This window comes from Mesorhizobium sp. LSHC420B00, assembly GCF_000503055.1.
Classification (GTDB): domain Bacteria; phylum Pseudomonadota; class Alphaproteobacteria; order Rhizobiales; family Rhizobiaceae; genus Mesorhizobium.
Genome location: NZ_AYVY01000013.1, coordinates 24,745 through 42,137, shown reverse-complemented (window position 1 = coordinate 42,137; position 17,393 = coordinate 24,745). Strand labels below are relative to the sequence as shown.

At 62.3% G+C, this 17,393-nt stretch carries 14 protein-coding genes and 1 pseudogene; 7 read left to right on the top strand and 8 right to left on the bottom strand.

Annotated features, from left to right (window positions below; translation table 11 throughout):
- The first annotated feature begins 34 nt into the window (after positions 1-34).
- The 4 genes from X760_RS58355 (at position 35) to X760_RS58340 (ending at position 4,816) form a co-directional block, all read left to right on the top strand.
- Positions 35-1,009, top strand: coding sequence for a methyltetrahydrofolate cobalamin methyltransferase (locus X760_RS58355; protein ID WP_023719929.1), 975 nt, complete (start codon positions 35-37; stop codon positions 1,007-1,009).
- 113 nt (positions 1,010-1,122) lie between these two features.
- The gene (locus X760_RS58350) at positions 1,123-3,192 is read left to right on the top strand and encodes an ASKHA domain-containing protein (RefSeq protein WP_023719928.1); all 2,070 of its coding nucleotides are present in this window, start codon (positions 1,123-1,125) and stop codon (positions 3,190-3,192) included.
- Positions 3,193-3,380: 188 nt separating this feature from the next.
- The gene (locus X760_RS58345) at positions 3,381-3,563 is read left to right on the top strand and encodes a hypothetical protein (protein ID WP_023719927.1); all 183 of its coding nucleotides are present in this window, start codon (positions 3,381-3,383) and stop codon (positions 3,561-3,563) included.
- A gap of 269 nt (positions 3,564-3,832) precedes the next feature.
- Positions 3,833-4,816, top strand: a complete 984-nt coding sequence (locus tag X760_RS58340) for an alpha/beta hydrolase (RefSeq protein WP_023719926.1) — start codon at positions 3,833-3,835, stop codon at positions 4,814-4,816.
- Between the two features lie 6 nt (positions 4,817-4,822).
- On the opposite strand, the gene X760_RS58335 is transcribed toward X760_RS58340, so the two are convergent.
- Positions 4,823-5,722 (bottom strand): LysR substrate-binding domain-containing protein, encoded by a 900-nt coding sequence (locus X760_RS58335; protein WP_023676521.1) that lies wholly within the window; start codon positions 5,720-5,722, stop codon positions 4,823-4,825.
- A gap of 230 nt (positions 5,723-5,952) precedes the next feature.
- Here X760_RS58335 and X760_RS58330 point away from each other — a divergent pair, with 230 nt between their 5' ends.
- The 3 genes from X760_RS58330 (at position 5,953) to X760_RS58325 (ending at position 7,894) form a co-directional block, all read left to right on the top strand.
- A complete protein-coding gene (locus X760_RS58330) occupies positions 5,953-6,138 on the top strand; it encodes a hypothetical protein (RefSeq protein WP_023719925.1) in 186 nt (61 codons plus the stop codon).
- Positions 6,139-6,460: 322 nt separating this feature from the next.
- Positions 6,461-6,607 carry a hypothetical protein gene (locus tag X760_RS74900; RefSeq protein WP_198030510.1) on the top strand — a complete coding sequence of 49 codons (147 nt, stop codon included), beginning with the start codon at positions 6,461-6,463 and terminating at the stop codon, positions 6,605-6,607.
- A gap of 348 nt (positions 6,608-6,955) precedes the next feature.
- Positions 6,956-7,894, top strand: coding sequence for a GlxA family transcriptional regulator (locus X760_RS58325; RefSeq protein WP_302895626.1), 939 nt, complete (start codon positions 6,956-6,958; stop codon positions 7,892-7,894).
- Between the two features lie 32 nt (positions 7,895-7,926).
- On the opposite strand, the gene X760_RS58320 is transcribed toward X760_RS58325, so the two are convergent.
- The 7 genes and pseudogenes from X760_RS58320 to X760_RS58290 form a co-directional block, all read right to left on the bottom strand.
- A complete protein-coding gene (locus X760_RS58320; protein WP_023719923.1) occupies positions 7,927-8,712 on the bottom strand; it encodes an ABC transporter ATP-binding protein in 786 nt (261 codons plus the stop codon).
- Positions 8,709-9,378: pseudogene (locus X760_RS58315) on the bottom strand (ABC transporter permease). The gene X760_RS58320 and the pseudogene X760_RS58315 overlap by 4 nt, the downstream one beginning before the upstream one ends.
- A gap of 189 nt (positions 9,379-9,567) precedes the next feature.
- Complete coding sequence (locus X760_RS58310; protein WP_023719922.1) at positions 9,568-10,518, bottom strand: ABC transporter substrate-binding protein; 951 nt, start codon at positions 10,516-10,518, stop codon at positions 9,568-9,570.
- 111 nt (positions 10,519-10,629) lie between these two features.
- A complete protein-coding gene (locus tag X760_RS58305; RefSeq protein WP_023719921.1) occupies positions 10,630-11,481 on the bottom strand; it encodes a DUF1194 domain-containing protein in 852 nt (283 codons plus the stop codon).
- Between the two features lie 96 nt (positions 11,482-11,577).
- Entirely contained in the window at positions 11,578-14,139 is a 2,562-nt protein-coding gene (locus tag X760_RS58300) for an FAD-dependent oxidoreductase (protein ID WP_023719920.1), read from the bottom strand.
- 268 nt (positions 14,140-14,407) lie between these two features.
- The gene (locus X760_RS58295) at positions 14,408-14,671 is read right to left on the bottom strand and encodes a hypothetical protein (protein WP_023676533.1); all 264 of its coding nucleotides are present in this window, start codon (positions 14,669-14,671) and stop codon (positions 14,408-14,410) included.
- 156 nt (positions 14,672-14,827) lie between these two features.
- Entirely contained in the window at positions 14,828-17,317 is a 2,490-nt protein-coding gene (locus X760_RS58290) for a mechanosensitive ion channel family protein (RefSeq protein WP_023719919.1), read from the bottom strand.
- Positions 17,318-17,393 lie beyond the last annotated feature (76 nt).

The following is a 17,393-nucleotide window of genomic DNA, read 5'->3' as shown; positions in this document are numbered from 1 at the left end:
TAAAGAACTCTTTATATCACGATGGAGAGATTTCATGACCCGGACCATCGTCGCCTCGGCGACACGAGAAATCATCATCGGCTTCGATCAGCCCTTCTGCGTGATCGGCGAGCGCATCAACCCGACCGGCCGCAAAAAGCTGGCCGCCGAAATGATCGCGGGCAATTTTGAGACCGTCATCAGGGATGCGCTGGAACAGGCCGCCTGCGGCGCAACCATGCTCGACGTCAATGCCGGCGTCACCTCGGTCAACCCGAACGAGACCGAACCCGGCCTGCTGGTGCAGACCCTGGAGATCGTGCAGGGCCTGGTCGACCTGCCGCTGTCGATCGACTCCTCGGTGACCGCGGCGATCGAAGCGGCGCTGAAAGTCGCCAAGGGCCGACCGCTGGTCAACTCCGTCACTGGCGAGGAGGAAAAGCTCGAGGCCATCCTGCCTCTGGTCAAGAAATACAACGTTCCGGTCGTCGCCATTTCCAACGACGAGACCGGTATTTCGATGGACCCCGACGTGCGCTTTGCCGTCGCCAAGAAGATCGTTCAGCGCTGCGCAGACTTCGGTATTCCGGCGCATGACGTGGTCGTCGACCCGCTGGTCATGCCGATCGGCGCGTTGGGCGATGCCGGCCGCCAGGTGTTTGCACTGCTACGCCGCCTGCGCGAGGAGCTCAAGGTCAACACCACCTGCGGCCTCTCTAACATCTCGTTCGGCCTGCCGCACCGTCATGGCATCAACGCCGCCTTCATTCCGATGGTGATCGGCGCCGGCATGACCTCGGCGATCATGAACCCGGTGCGGCCGCAGGAAATGGAAGCGGTGCGTGGCGCCAATGTGCTGAACGGCACCGATGAGAACTGCACCAACTGGATCAGGACCTACAAGGATTACAAGCCTGCCGAAGGCGGCCAGGCCGTTGCCGCCCGGACGCAGGTCAACGCGCCGGGCGATGGCAATGGCAATGGCGGACGCAGGCGCGGCGGCCGCGAAGCGCGGATGGCCCGGGGTTGAGCCATGGCTTGGCCGACACGATATGGGGCTTAGGACTGGGGAGGAACCGAAACACTGCGGCATCGCTGCCGCGGCCAAGACCTGAGCAGCGTAGAAAGTAAAGTCTGGAACGTATGAACTCTCCCGTCAACATCACCGATCCGCTCGTGCTGTTCATGCCGTCTGGCAAGCGGGGGCGGTTTCCGGTCGGCACGCCGGTGCTGGATGCCGCGCGCCAGCTCGGTGTCTATGTCGAGAGCGTGTGCGGCGGGCGTGCCACTTGTGGGCGTTGCCAGATTGAGGTGCAGGAAGGCAATTTCGCCAAGCACAAGATCGTTTCCTCCAACGACCACATCTCGCCCAAGGGCGCAAAGGAAGAGCGCTACGAGCGCGTTCGTGGGCTGCCCGAACGCCGCCGCCTGTCCTGCTCGGCGCAGATTCTCGGCGATCTCGTCGTCGACGTGCCGCAGGACACCGTCATCAACGCGCAAACCATCCGCAAAGACGCCGACACCAGGGTCATCGCCCGCGATGCGGCAATCCGCATGTGCTATGTCGAGATCGAAGAACCCGACATGCACAAGCCGCTCGGCGACCTCGACCGCCTGAAAATCGCGCTGATGAAGGACTGGGGCCTCAAGAGCCTCGATTTCGATTTCCATCTGTTGCCGCAGGTGCAAGGCATTTTGCGCAAAGGCAACTGGGCAGCGACCGCCGCCATCCACAAGGACACCGACAGCGAGACCGCACGGGTCATCGCCTTGTGGCCAGGCCTCAAGAACGAGGCGTACGGGCTTGCCTGCGATATCGGCTCGACCACGATCGCCATGCATCTGGTGTCGTTGCTATCGGGCCGCGTCGCCGCCTCGTCGGGTACATCCAATCCGCAGATCCGCTTCGGCGAGGATCTGATGAGCCGCGTCTCTTACGTGATGATGAACCCGGACGGCCGCGAAGGCATGACAGTCGCCGTGCGCGAGGCCATTTCGGGCCTCGTCGACAAGGTCTGCGCCGAAGGCAGCGTCCAGCGCAACGACATACTGGATTCCATTTTCGTCGGTAATCCGATCATGCACCATCTGTTCCTCGGCATCGATCCGACCGAGCTCGGCGGCGCTCCCTTCGCGCTAGCGATCTCCGGCGCCGTCCACATCAAGGCATCGGATATCGGCCTGAAGCTCAACCAGGGCGCCAGGCTTTATATGCTGCCTTGCATTGCCGGCCATGTCGGCGCCGATGCGGCGGCGGTGACGCTGTCGGAGGGGCCGCACCGCCAGGACGAAATGATGCTGATCGTCGATGTCGGCACTAATGCCGAGATCGTGCTCGGCAATCGCCAGCGGGTCGTGGCGGCATCCTCGCCGACCGGCCCGGCCTTTGAGGGCGCGGAAATCTCCGGCGGCCAGCGCGCCGCACCGGGTGCCATCGAGCGCGTCCGTATCGATCCCGAAACGCTGGAGCCCAAATATCGCGTCATCGGCTCGGAACTCTGGTCCGACGAGCCGGGCTTCCTCGACAGCGTGCAGGCGACCGGCGTCACCGGCATCTGCGGCTCCGGCATCATCGAGGTAGTCGCCGAGATGTATCTCGCCGGCGTCATCTCCGAGGACGGTGTCGTCGACGGATCGCTGAGCGCCCGCTCGCCGCGCGTCGTCGCCAACGGCCGCACCTTCTCCTATGTGCTGAAGGAAGGCGGGCCCAAGATCACCATCACCCAGACCGACGTGCGCGCTATCCAGCTTGCCAAGGCCGCCCTTTATGCCGGCACCAAGCTTTTGATGGAAAAGCAGCACACTGATCATGTCGACCGCATCCACTTCGCCGGTGCATTCGGCTCGTTCATCGACCCGAAATACGCAATGGTGCTGGGCCTGATCCCGGATTGCGACCTCGACAAGGTCTCGGCCGTTGGCAATGCGGCCGGCGCCGGTGCCCGCATGGCGCTGTTGAACCGCGGCTATCGCCGCGAGATCGAGGAAACCGTCAGCAGGATCGAGAAGATTGAGACGGCCCTGGAGCCGAAATTCCAGGAGCATTTCGTCTACGCCATGGCGCTGCCGAACAAGATCGACCCGTTCCCCAAGCTTTCGGCGGCGGTCAAACTGCCGCCGCGCAAGACGGTGAGCGAAGACGGCATTGCCGGCGACGCCGCCCCGCGGCGGCGTTCGCGCGAAGGCCACGCCGCGCGGCGCGGGCGGGGATGACTCGCCCCCGCTAGGCCTGTCATACCTTCCATTTTCATTTGTATGCAAATGTTTCCAGATCGCGCCGATCTGGAAACGAAATCGCGTTTTCGTGAAATCCGCCAGATACATAGGCGGTGCATTTAACCGGCATCGAACGGCAGGCAGAACCAGTTTCCGGCCACCGCAACGCTCCAAAGGAGATCAAGATGTCGATGTTCGAAAGCCTCGGCCGCTATGGTGCGGCCTTCAAGAAAGCACGCGAAGCGCGCAAGTCACTGCGCATCCTGAACAGCCTGCCGCCTGAGATCCAGAAGGACATTGGCTGGCCGGTGTCGCCGCGATCGAGCAAAAAGCAGCTTTCGGTCGGCTGGGGCATGCAGCGCGGATGAAATTCACCGACAAATGCAAGCTGCTCGGTATTCGCCGGGGCCGCAATGCGGCTCCGGCTGCACCCAGCAATTGGCTGCGCGCCGCATTACTGCCCCGGCGTTGAGCTGCGCCGCTGGGCCAGGGACTCCATAGGCCGGACACTTTGTCGCCGGCCGGGATCAAACCACCGTGTTGAGATCGCATAAATCTTGACTTTTTTGGTGGCGACACAATCTTCGAAATAGTCGGGGGTTCTCTTAGTCGGCTCAGCCGAAGTCCGTGTATCTGTATGCCCAGCCTCAAAAGCCACGTCGTGTCGTTCGTCCTCAGGTACAGCCGCAAGAAGGCGTTTTCCAGCCCGGAGAACCTGCAGCGCTGGATCGCCTATGCGCGCAAGACTGAAAACCATCAGCCGCCTGCGTCGCTGCAGTCGCGCCTGGAGATCACAACCCGCACGATCAGCGGCTTCCCCGTCTACGAGATCGCGCCCAAGGCTGGCGAGCGGAGGCGGATTCTCTACCTGCACGGCGGCGCTTACGTCTTTGAAATCACACCCTATCATTGGCGGCTGATCGCGGACATGGCCGACCGTCTCGGGTTCGGCATCACTGTGCCGATCTATCCCATTGCTCCCGAACACGATTTCCACGCCATGTTCGGCATGGTCGGCGCCGTCTACCGCCAGATGTTCGGCGAAACCGGGGCGAATGACATCATCTTCATGGGCGATTCCGCCGGCGGAAACATGGCCGTCGTGCTGACCATGATGGCTGCGCAAGACGGCCTGCCCTTGCCATCACGCCACGTGCTGATTTCGCCCGGCCTCGACGTGTCGCTCGCCAACCCAGAAATGTATGAGGCTGAACGCAACGATCCGTGGCTGGGCATTGCTGGCGGCCGCGAGGCGATCCGGCTTTACAGCGCCGGTATAGATCCCACCGACTGGCGCATCAGCCCGGTTTACGGCGACCTGTCGGTGCTGCCCAAAACGTTGCTGCTGACCGGTTCACGCGATCTGCTCACCCCCGACAATCTGATCTTCGCTGAAAAGGCACGCGCGGCCGGCGTCGAAATTGAGGTCGTCCACGAGCAAGGCATGTTCCATGTCTGGCCGTTGATCGACATGCCGGAGGCGCGACGCGCGCGGGACAGTATAGTGGCCTTCTTGACCAACGAAACTGACAGTTATCATGCCACGGCAGGCGTGTTGTCGCTGCAGAGGACAGACCGCGACGGAACCCCTCGCGATCTGGTTGCGCCGCTCAGGTCGTAGTTTGGGTCAGAACTTCCCAGTTTCCCTGAACATCTCAAACGTCGCGCGGATATGGTCGGCGACTGCCTTCACCGGCGCGCTGGCGTCTGGCGTCACCACCATGGCGAGATTGTAGGTGCCGATGTCAGGCATACCGTCCTTCGGGCACAACTCGACCATGTCACTGCCGAGGAACGATTTCGGCAGCGGCGCGACTGCAAGATCCGCCATGATCGCGGCGCGCTGGCCGGCCGTGTGTGCGCTCATATAGGCGATGCGGTAGTTGCGGCCCTCGCGGCCAAGCGCCTCCAATGCCCCTGCCCGCCAGGCACAGCCCTCTTCCCACAATGAGACCGGCAGCGGCTCGCGCAGATGCGCGCAACCGCCCTTGGCACCGGCCCAGACGATCGGCTCTGTGAGCAGCACTTCGGCGCCGATCGCGCTGGTCTTGTAGGAGTTGGTGAGCAGCGTGATGTCGAGCGCCCGGTCGTCCATGCGCCGGCGCAAATTGACGCTCTGGTCGATGGTGACGTCGACTGCGATCGATGGATGCGATTGTGCGAACCGCTTCAGCACATGCGGCAGCACACGTTCGCCGTAATCGTCCGGCGAGCCGAGCCGCACCACCCCGACAATGTCTGGAATGATGAACTTCGACACCACCTCGCGATTGATCGACAGCAGCCGGCGCGCATAGCCGAGCAGCATCTCGCCATCGGTGGTCAGCGTCACCGAACGGGCGTCGCGCGCGAACACCGAGCGGCCGAGAATGTCCTCCAGCTTCTTGATCTGCATGGAGACGGCCGACGGCGTGCGGAAGACCGCATTGGCCGCAGTGGTGAAACTGCCGGTCTCGGCGATTGCGACGAAAGTGCGCAGAACATCGAGATCGAGCAGCGGCAGTGGATGATTGAGTGGGGCGTTCATGGGGAGCGACCTTCAATTTTTCTGATGCAAACCATCATTCCATTTCGTTTGATTGAACATCAGTTTGGGAGGATAGTCAACTCCATCGAAGGCAAGACACGTAGAAGTGGTCCCGAAACAACCATGACACGGACCTGCAATCGACACGAAATGAAGCTGAAACAAACCCGGTGTACCGCCTGACGCTGCAAGCGCCGGGACAATCCCGGCCCAACGCGAAGGAGAATGAGATGTCTATCCTGTCATCCATCGGTCGGATCGCGACCGAGTTCAGCGAGGCCCGTGCCCGCTACCAGACGGAACGCGCCATCCGCGCGCTGCCGATTGAACTGCAGAAGGATATCGGCTGGCCCGAAGCTGCCGATGCCAAGACTGGCACTCGCCATGGTGTGGGATCTTGGGCCGGAGCAAAGTAACCGTGTGTATCAACAGCTGAAGGCCTGCCGCGCAGATCAGCCCGGCAGGCCTTTTTGTTTGTATTCAAATGATTTCCCCGAGCCATGTCGCCGCCGCATGACGCATATGAGCAAGTCGCATAGCAGCCCGCGCCGGCAATCAACACGTTGTAAATAATCGTAAATCCTGGGCAGAATGCCCAAATTTGTCGCATTCCGTGTCGCTTTTCATATCAAGTGCTTCGCTTTTGCGATTTAGTTTCCCCTCACCTAAGCCTATATCATCATCAACAAACGAGCTGCCCCACTCCATCAAGCGAAGGCGACCCGTCTGAGCAACCGAATGGAGATGATCATGAAGCTTTTTGCCCGCCTCTTTGCCCGCCGCGAAATGAACCTGACGACCGCGCTCGAGCGCCAGCGCCTGGCTAACACCATGCCTGGCCAGACCGGTGCCATGGCCGCCGCGCGCCTCGGCTTTGTCGCCTGAAACAGCAAATCTTGGCAGAAGCAGCCTAGCGCTGCTTCGAAGTCGATCCAGCGCCGCTTCGGCTTTGCCGAGGCGGCGTTTTCGTGTGCGCAGACTGTTCGGCTCGTTTGGACAATCCGGCGGCACGTTGTGCCCTTCGCCGCATAGCGATTGCCCATTTGCGACCCATGTCGCAAATAAAGTCTTTCCGTTGCCATCTAGCCAATTGACAGGAAACGTTTTTCCTGATGTCGCTATGCTGATCGCGACATCCTGTTCGCGCCATTGCAGCGTGAGGATCTACCCGTGAACGTCGTAAAGCACCCGATCCGGCGATCGTTTGTATTCTTCCTGATCCCCGATTTCACCATGATCGCCTTCGCGACGGCGCTTGATCCGTTGCGTTCGGCCAACCGCATGCTCGGCTATGAAGCCTATCGCTGGCGGCTCGCCAGCATCGACGGCAAGCCGGTGCGCGCCTCGAATGGCGTCGAATGCGCCGTCAACACCTCGCTGGAGGAAGAGCGCAAGAAAATGTCCGGACCGGACCGGCCGAACATGGCCATCGTCTGCAGCGGCATCAATGTCGAGCGCTACCAGAACAAATCGGCCTTTGCCTGGCTGCGCGAGGAGTACAATCGCGGCGTTGCCGTCGGTGGCCTGTGCACCGGCGCGCATATCCTGGCCGCCGCCGGCCTGCTGTCCAACAAGCGCTGCGCCATCCATTGGGAGAACCTGCCGGGCTTTTCCGAGGCGTTCCCCAAGGCCAATGTCTTCGCCGACCTCTTCGAGATCGACCAGAACATCTACACCTGCGCCGGCGGCACCGCCGCGCTCGACATGATGCTGAAGCTGATCGGCGACGATTTCGACGAGAGCCTCGTCAACCGCGTCTGCGAGCAGGTGCTGACCGATCGCGTGCGCAGCCCGACCGACCGCCAGCGCCTGCCGCTACGCGCCCGTCTCGGCGTGCAGAATTCCAAGGTTCTGACCATTATCGAGCTGATGGAGGCCAATCTCTCCGAGCCGCTCTCGCTGATCGAGATCGCTGACCATGTCGACCTGTCGCGCCGGCAGATCGAGCGCCTGTTCCGCACCGAGATGGGGCGCTCCCCTGCCCGTTACTATCTGGAAATCCGCCTCGACCGCGCCCGGCACCTGCTGATCCAGTCGTCGTTGCCGGTGGTCGAAGTGGCAGTCGCCTGCGGCTTTGTTTCCGCCTCGCATTTCTCCAAATGCTATCGCGAACTCTATGCCCGCTCGCCGCAACAAGAACGCGTCGACCGCAAGCAGCTTCTGGCGGCTTGATCCGAGCCATCAGCTGAAGAAAGTCCACTGAGTTAATGCGCTTCGGCCGTGCGCATTGCCTCGACGCGGATGTCTTCCGTCAGCCGCGCCTTCAGTGCCGAAAACTCCGGGCTGGTCTTCAGCGTATAGTGGCGCGGATGCGGCAGGTCGACGGCAACGTCCGACTTGATGCGGCCGGGCCGCGCCGTCATCACCACCACGCGCGACGCCATGAAGATCGCCTCCTCGATGTCGTGGGTGACGAACAGCACCGTCTTTTGCCGGCGCTCCCAGATGCCGAGAAGCAGTTCCTGCATCAGCCCGCGGGTCTGGTTGTCGAGTGCGCCGAACGGCTCGTCGAGCAGCAGGATCTCCGGATCGTTGGCCAGTGCCCGGGCAATCGCCGTGCGTTGCTGCATGCCGCCGGAAAGCTGCTTCGGCCAATGGTTCTCAAAACCTTTCAGACCGACCAGATCGACATAGGACGCGACGATGTCGCTGCGCTCGCGCTCGGCCATTCCACGTTCGCGCAGGCCGAAGGCGATGTTCTCGGCGACCGTCAGCCACGGAAACAGCGTATAGGACTGGAAAACCATGCCACGGTCTGGACCCGGCCGGTCCACCGCCTTGCCGTCGAGCAACACGCGGCCCTCACTCGGCGCTTCGAGGCCGGCGACGATCCTCAGCAGCGTCGATTTTCCACAGCCGGACGGCCCGAGGATGGTGATGAAGTCGTTGGCGGCGACCGCCAGATCGATCGGCATCAGCGCCTGGGCCGGTTGCCCGCCGCCGACACCGGCAAACGTGCGCGAGACGCCTTCAATAAGAAGCTTGCTCACGCCAGGCTCCATGGAAACAGCCAACGGTTGAGCGCCTTGAAGGCGAAATCGGACAACAGCCCAATCAGGCCGATGACGATGATGCCGAAGATGATCTGCCCCGTCGCCAGCCGCGATTGGCTGTTGATGATCATGTAACCGATGCCCGACGACGAGCCGATCAGCTCGGCGACGATGACATAGGTCCAGGCCCAGCCGAGCACCAGGCGCAGGGTCTCGGCAATCTCCGGCGCATTGGCCGGCATGATCACGCGCCGCACGATGCCGTTGTCGGACGAGCCCAGCGTGTAGGCCGCCTCGACCAGGTCGCGCCGTGTGCCGCCGACCTTGACCGCGATGATCAGAATGATCTGGAACACCGAGCCGACGAAGATCACCAGCAGTTTTTCGAGTTCGCCGACGCCCGCCCACAGGATGAGCAGCGGGATGAAGGCCGATGCCGGCAGATAGCGGGCGAAGGAGACGAACGGCTCCAGGAACGCCTCCACGGGCTTCCAGGCGCCCATCACGATGCCGAGCGGGACGGCAACGANCGGCAACGATGGCTGCCATCAGAAACCCGCCGAAGACGCGCCAGATGGTGATGAGGATGTCGAGCCAGAAGCGGTCCTCGACCAGCAGCCGCCAGCCGTCTCTCAGCATCGAAAGCGGATCGGCAAGGAAGATGCGATTGACGTGGCCGCCAAGCGTGATCCACGCCCAGAACGCCACGAACAGCACGAAGAACGAGATGCCGAGCACGGTTCGAATGCCGGGCGAGACCGGATGCAAGGGGCGCGGCATCGTCAACCGTCCTTTGATCTGAATGAAAAAGCGGCGGCGCAGGGCACCGCCGCCGGGCGACAATCCTGCCGGTCAGTCGGCGACGGCGCTGGTGTCGGCCAATGTCGAGACGTCGGGCGCTTCCTTGATCAGGCCCATCTGCAGCAGAAGCTCGCCGGCGGTCTTGGAAAAGTCCTGGAACTCCTTGGTGAAGAACTGCTTGTTTTCAGCCTTGTCGGCCCATTTCAGGTATTTGGCCGACTCTTCGAACTCCTTGGCCGACTGCTTCACGTCGGCGCCCATCGTCTCATAGGATTTCGCCGGATCGCTCTTGATCAGGTCGAGCGCCTCGAAATAGCTGTCGGCAAGCGCCTTGGCCGCATCCGGATTGGCCTTGAGGAACTCCGGCGTGCAGCCGACGGTGTCGAGCACCATCGGATAGTCGAGAGTGGTCACGAGGATATGCCCCTGCTCGGATTTTTCGCGCACCGCCGAGATGAACGGCTCATAGGTGACTGCCGCATCGTTCTGTCCGGCAAGAAACGCCTGCGCCGCGGCATCCGGCTCCAGATTGACGACCGTCACGTCCTTGGTCGACATGCCATTCTTGTTGAGCACCCAGGCCAGCATGAAATAGGGTGACGTGCCCGGCGCCGAAGACGCGACCGACTTACCCTTGAGATCGGCAACGGTCTTGATGTCGTTGCGGGCGACGATGCCGTCGGCGCCGTAGGATTTGTCGAGCTGGAATATCTGCTTGGTCGTCACGCCGTTGGCGTTCCAGACCAGCCAGGTCTCGACCGTGGTGGCGGCGCATTGCAAGTCGCCGCTGGCGATGGCGAGCGGCCGGCTGGCTTGCGGCACCTTCTTCAAGGTGACGTCGAGGCCATGCTTTTCGAAGATGCCGGCCTGCTTGGCGAGCGTCAGCGGCGCAAAGCCCGTCCATCCGCTGATGCCGATGCTGACCGATGTGGCGGCCATCGCCGGCGCGCACAACCCAGCGACAAGCGTCAAGCCTGTGGCAAGAATTCCGATCCTGTTCATGTCGGTTCCCCTTTTTTGTTCGGATCGGAATTGTGTCACAGACGCCCGCAGGCTTGTCAATGAAGCCGATGCTGCACTGCGGTATCTCACCGCCGGCAGCAAACTTCGCCATTAGCGCGTGTTGTACATCCAGCTGCGGTCGCGCCACATTTTTTCGCCGACCAGGCAGTCGGTGACGGGGCTGTCCTGTGCCAAGACCAATGGCGGATGCGCCGCCTCTTCCGCCGCTCGCTGCGGCGAGGCCGGACCGGCAAGCTCAAGCACCAGCTTGCGGCGGATGGCCTCCGGAAACTGCGTCCAGTCATTGACCGGGATCATGAAGGAACCCGGCCCACCGATGACGCAATCGCTGTAGTAACGGTCGAGATTGTTGACATCGTAAGCGCTGCTGAACCCGCCGCCCTTGGTCATCAGCGGCAGGCCGTTGACAGTGATGCCCTGCTTGATCACGGCGTCGCGGGTGATGTCGACAGGTGCGCCCTGGTTGTTGGGGCCGTCGCCCGAAATGTCGATCACCCGCTTGACGCCCTGGAAGCCGCTTTCGGCGAACAGATCGCTGGCGAATTCCAGCGCGCCGGAGATGGAGGTGCGCCTGGCACTGGCCGGCGGATGAGCGGAAAGCTGCGCTGCCAGCCGCTCGGCGTCGGCACGGTTGGCGATTACCGTCCACGGCACAACGACCTGCTGCCAGGTCGCGCCTGCCCATTCGACGTAGGTGACGGCAATCTTGCCGTGAGCGCCGTCGCCGATTGCCTGCAGCACGTCGTCGTGCGTCAGCGCCGCCGCATAGCCGTGGCGCTGGATTTCGAGCTCGTCGGGCGACATGGACAAGGACACGTCGACTGCCAGCACCAGTTCGACGTCAACCGGCTCGGCGGCGCGGGAGATTGCCGCCGGCCATAGCACCGACGCCAGCGCGGCGGCACCCGAGACGAGATGTCTTGCACAGGCAAAAGCAGACATGCCGCACGGTAAGCTAAAATCGACGACCGACAAAGAGGAAAGCCCGGCCGAGAGCGCGGCTGTTCCAGTCACGTTTTTGCGAGCACGTCTCTAAGTTCAGCTGCGCGGATTGAGGTTCTCCGGGTCGTAGAGCGGCCTGTAGCCGACGGCGGCCACTTCGACCGGGTATTTCTCGCCGAAATATTCGACGCTCAACTTGCGGCTCTCCTGGCAATAAGCCCAGGGCAGGTAGGCGAGCGCGATATTCTTGCCGAGGGTCGGACCATAGGCCACCGAGGTCGTGAACGACCGACGGCCGAGCTCGTCGACCAGCGTCTCACCGGTTTGCGGGTCCATCACTGGCATCGTGCCGACCGGATAGCGGGGAACGCCGTTGGAATCGGTATTGTCCGTCATCACAAGGGTGCAAAGCATGGCCGGCTGATGCGCCCGGGCGCGATATTCCAGATGCTTTGCCTTGCCGCAGAAATCGGCCTCCTTGACCTTCGGCCGGGCAAGATCAGCCTCCAGCAGATTGTACTCGGTCAAGAGATCCGCGTTCTGCAGGCGCAGGCTCTTCTCCATGCGGCGGCTGTTGGCATAGGTCTCGACGCCAAAGGCCATTACGCCGGTCGACCGCAGGGCGTCCCAGACGGCCAGGCCGTCCTCGTAGCGCATATGCAGTTCCCAGCCTTGCTCGCCGACATAGGAGATGCGGAAGGCGGTCACGTCCTTGCCGGCGATCCTGACAGGCTTGATGGCGGCAAAGGGAAAATTCTCCGGCGTCAGTCCGTCGGGATTTTCCACGACCTTGCTCAATGCCGCCCGCGCATTCGGACCCCAGATGCCGACGGTCACGTACTTCTCGGTCACGTCGGTGACGGTAACGTCGAAGCCTTTGTCTTCTGCCGTCCGGCGCATGTACTGGAAGTCGCGCGGTCCGGCATCGGCGCCGTCGATCACGCGGCAGCGGTCGGCCATGCGGATGACGGTCAGGTCGGCGCGCACCATGCCTTCCTCATCGAGGAAATGGGTATAGATGCCCTTGCCGATATTGCCGTCGCCGCCGATCTTTGCCGCGCACAGCCATTCCATCAGCGCGACGTGATCGGGGCCTTCGACGTCGTACATGGCGAAATGCGACAGGTTGACGATGCCGCAATCCTCGCTCATGGCGAGATGCTCGGCATTCGAGACGCGCCAGAAATGGCGGTTGTCCCACTCGTTTTGACGCATCGGCACCCGGTTGCCGTATTTCTCGAGCAAATGCTCGTTGGCGGCGTAGCCATGGGCGCGTTCCCAGCCGCCGAGCTCCATGAAATAGCCGCCGAGTTCCTTCTCGCGCTCCCAGAAGGGCGAGCGGCGGACATTGCGGGCCTTGGAGAAGGGTTCGCGCGGATGCACCGCCGGGTTGTAGACCTTCATCGCCGTTTCGGTGCAGCGGTCCCAGATGAACTGCTCTTTCGTCTGGTGCGGATAGAAGCGCGAATAGTCGATGGCGTGGTGGTCGATCGCCGTGCGGCCGTCCGTCATCCAGTCGGCGATGAGCTTGCCCATGCCCGGGCCATCCTTGACCCAGATGGCAACGGCATACCAGAGACCCCTGACCTTCTGGCTTTCGCCCATCGACGGGCCGCCGTCCGCCGTCACCTGCAGCAGGCCGTTGAAGGAATGGCTCTCATTGTAGCCCAACTCGCCCAGGATCGGCGTCAGTTCCATGGCGCGCTCGAGCGGCGCCATGATCTGCTCCATGTCGAGATCGCGCTGCGACGGCGAAAGCCGTGCCTCGTTTTTCTCGAGAATGTCGCGCGGATGGCAAAGGCGCGGATTGGTCTCTTCGTAGTAGCCCCACTCGATCTGCCCGCCTTCGGCCGTCTTGGGATCGCCGGTATCGCGCATGTAAGCCGAGTTGCCCTGGTCGCGCAGCAGCGGCCAGCCGATCTCCTTGCCGGTGCCGGCGAACTCGGTGTACGGCCCGAAGAAGGTAAGCGGATGGTCGATCGGCATCACGGGCAGGTCCTCGCCCGCCATTTCCGCAATAAGCCGTCCCCAGATTCCGGTGCAGACCACGACATAGTCGGCTTCGATAGTGCCGCGGTCGGTCACCACGGCCTTGATGCGGCCGTTCTCGATGACGAGCGACTTGGCGGAGGTATTGGCAAACGCCCTGACTTTGCCGGAGGCTTCCGCCTGGTCGACCAGCTTGCCGGCGACCGTCTGCGAGCGCGGGATGACGAGGCCGGCGTCGGGATCCCACAGGCCGCCCTGTACCATCTGTTCTTCGATCAGCGGGAATTTTTCCTTGATCTCGGCGGGATCGATCAGGCGGGCGCGTGTGCCGAAGGCCTTCGCCGAGGCGATCTTGCGCTTGATCTCCGCCATGCGGGCGTCGTCGCCGACGCGGGCGACCTCGAGGCCGCCGATGCGCGCGTAATGGCCCATCTTTTCGTAGAAATCGATGGAATAGAGCGTCGTCCAGCACGACAGGAAATCGTGGCTGGTCGTGTAGCAGAAGTCGGAGGCATGCGCCGTCGAGCCGATATCCGTCGGGATGCCTGATTTGTCGATGCCGACAATATCGTCCCATCCGCGCTCGATCAGGTGATGGGCGACCGATGCGCCGACGATGCCGCCAAGCCCGACGATGACGACCTTCGCCTTTTCCGGAAACCCTGCCATTGCCCGCGACTCCAAGATGCTATTGCGCCAGACTATAGGGCGGCGCCGCGCCGCGCTTGCAGCCTGTTTGCGACATCGCCAAAAAAGCCCGCGCCACCAGCCCGTCGAATGCAGTTAGACCTACGCCTTCGCCCTGCTCAGTACGAAGGCGCTGCTAGAGCCCGTCCTGCGCAGCTTCGAAGAAAAGTGCATACCTTCATCGCCGATTACCGGAAGCAAATAAAAGGCCGGGCGTTTGCCCGGCCTTCAAAAAATCATGGCGTCGACTTTACTTGATGCGCGCGACGCCGCCCGAGATCTCAATGGTCTCCGAACCGGTCAGCGCCTCGAGGTCGCCATTCGGCAAGGTAACAAAACAGCCGCTCGGGCAAAATTCCACGGTTTCGCCGGCGGCCAGCGCCAGCTCGGTCTTGCCGCCGCCTTCGGTCACGATCAGCGTGCGGGTCTCAGCGTCCTTGTTGACCGCGCTGGCGGCATGGGCCGAACCGCCCACGGCCAGAAAAGCGATGGCGGCGACGAGAGACTTCCACATTTTGCAGTATCGGTGTTGCCACCGCCTCTGTTGCATTTTGCAAGGCATTCTCGCCGTTTGCAGGTGAGCTTATATGCAATGCAAGCTGAACGGCAACTGAATGCCGCATTCATGCCGCAATTGGTTTCCGAAGGCTTGAAGGCAAGCTCCAAACAGCTAGTCAGGATCAGGCTTCCGCACCTTGCGTCCCGACTTGGCGAGACGTTTCGCCTCCGCCACTGCCAGTGCTTTTGCTTGCTCTCGCTCGGCGAATTCGACTTCGATCTTGTCGTCGTCGATCGGCCACGCCTCGTGCTTTTTGGTCTCGACGACGGCGCGCGGCGCCGACGGAATTTCGATATGCTGGTCGGCGAACACATCGAAGATTGCAAAGCGGATGTCGTTCTGGACGATATTGCCACTAAGAACGTCTGCCAGGAACACGCGAATCTCGAATTCGAGCGCGGCCGGGCCGAAATTGGAAAACAGCACAAAGGGTTCCGGGTTCTTCAGCACCAGCGGATGGCTGCGTGCGATCTCCAAAAGGACGCCATGCACGTGCTTGACGTCGCTACCATAGGCAACGCCGACCTTGATGTCGACGCGGCCGAGCTTGTTGCGGTGCGTCCAGTTGCCGACCGCATTGTTGATCAGGTTTGAATTGGGCAGGATCACCGATTGCCGTTGGAACGTCTCGATCTCGGTGGCGCGCACGCTGATCTTCTTGACAGTGCCGCTGATGTCGCCGGCGACGATCCAGTCGCCGACCTTGAACGGCCGCTCGGCCAACAGGATCAGGCCCGAGACGAAGTTCGAGACGACATTCTGCAGGCCGAAGCCGATGCCGAGGGACAGCGCACCGGCGACCAGCGCGAGGCTGGAGAGGTCGATGCCGGCGGCCGAGATGCCGACCAGTGCCGCGACGGCGACGCCGGCATAGCCGACCGCCAGCCGGATCGAATTGCGCACGCCGGTGTCGACGCGGCCGCGCGCCATCACCGAGCCGTCCAGCCATCCCTGGAACCAGCGCGTCAGGAAATAGCCGATGATGAAGACAACGACGCCTGAGAGGATGCCGGTGATCGAGATCGTCACCGAGCCGATGGTCCGCCCCGTTGCCAGCTTGTAGGCCCAAGCCTGGATGTCGCCGGGCTGGAAGCCCCACGTCAACAGGATCAGCGGCAGGAACACCAGCACGATCATCACGTTGATGGCGACGCTGACGACCAGGCCGAGCTGGTCGAGCGCGGTCGGCTCATAGCTTGAATTGGCGGATAGCCAACGGCCGATCGAGCTATTGGCGAAGCCGCCTTCCTCGCCGATCGCCCGCGCCGACAGGAAGCCGATATAGGCGGTGACCAGGATGGTGCCGGTGATCACGACCTGCACCGAGACGAACATGGCAAGGCCGATATAGCCGAACAGCGCCGACGCGATGGTGAACAGCCCCAGCGCCACGGCGGTGTAACGCAGCCACGCCGGCCACGGCCGCCAGATCCCGTCGGCGGCCTTGAACGGCTTCAGCAGGCCCATCAGGATCAGGATGACGCCGACGATGATGGTGGCGACAAAGCTTCTGGCGATGGTCAGCGACAGCGGCGAGCCCATCTTGTCGTTCACGACCGACAGGAAATAATTGATGCCGATGGCGACGGCCATGGCCGTCGTCAGCCGCACCAGCCAGCGCGCCGGGCCGGTTTCGACAGGGATCAGACGCCAGTTCGGCAGTCGCGGCTCAAGCGCCGCATTGGTCAGCCGGTTGACGCAGAACACACCCGCGACAACGGCAGCCAGCGCATTCAGGAAGATGCCGATATCGCCGCGCAAGACGTTGTAATAATTGAAAAAGAAAATGGTCGAGGCAAGGAAGACGCCGACTGCCAGCGTCGGCAGCAATGTCGACCAGAACGCCACCGACAGCCGGCTGAGATAGGAGGGATCCTCCACCGAGGGGTCCGCTTCGAACACACGGCCGAACAGGCGCCGCCCGCCGACGAAAAGCACGGCGGCCAAGGCAAGCGCCATCAAGGCCGCGGCAAGAACGGCCTGGAACTTGAACTTGAAGGCAAAGCTCAGCCAGGACGACACCGCCTTGTAGAAACTGGTAAATTCGTTGTTGGCATCGGAAATGACCTCCGGGCTCAATGCATCGGACAGCACGTAGCGCTTGGTGAGCTGGTTGCGGAAAAGCTCGCTGCGCATATTGCCGATCTTCTCGATCAGCCCGCTGATGCGGATCGACAGGTTTTGCGCCGTGGCGATGACGGCATTGATCTCGGCTTTTTCGGAGGCCAGCGCCTGGCGTTCGCCGGTCACGATATCGGGCTCGGCCGGCTGGCCCGCGGCCGGCGGCGGGCCTAGCTGCTCTAGCCGGCTGTTGATCTCGCTCAGCCGCGGCCGGAAAGCGAGCGCGCTGTTGAGCGAGGCACGCGACATTTCTTCCAGCTGCAGCCGAATATCGACAAGGCTGGCGTCATCGTCGCCGTCCTGCTGGAACTTCGTTTCGAGATTGTCGGTCTTCGTCGTCAGGTCCTGGAGGATTTTCTGCTGATCACTGACCAGTCCCGCGGGCGCCTGGCCAAGCCCTTGCGCCACCGCTCGCAACGAAAGCGGCGCCGAGGCGACAAGCATCAGGACCAGAACGAAGCGGAGCAGTCGGAAAAACATGATTGTCTGGCGACTCACGGGCGATAAGGCGTTCTAAAGGCCCGCTCTTGATAAAGACCGACATATCTGGGGGCAA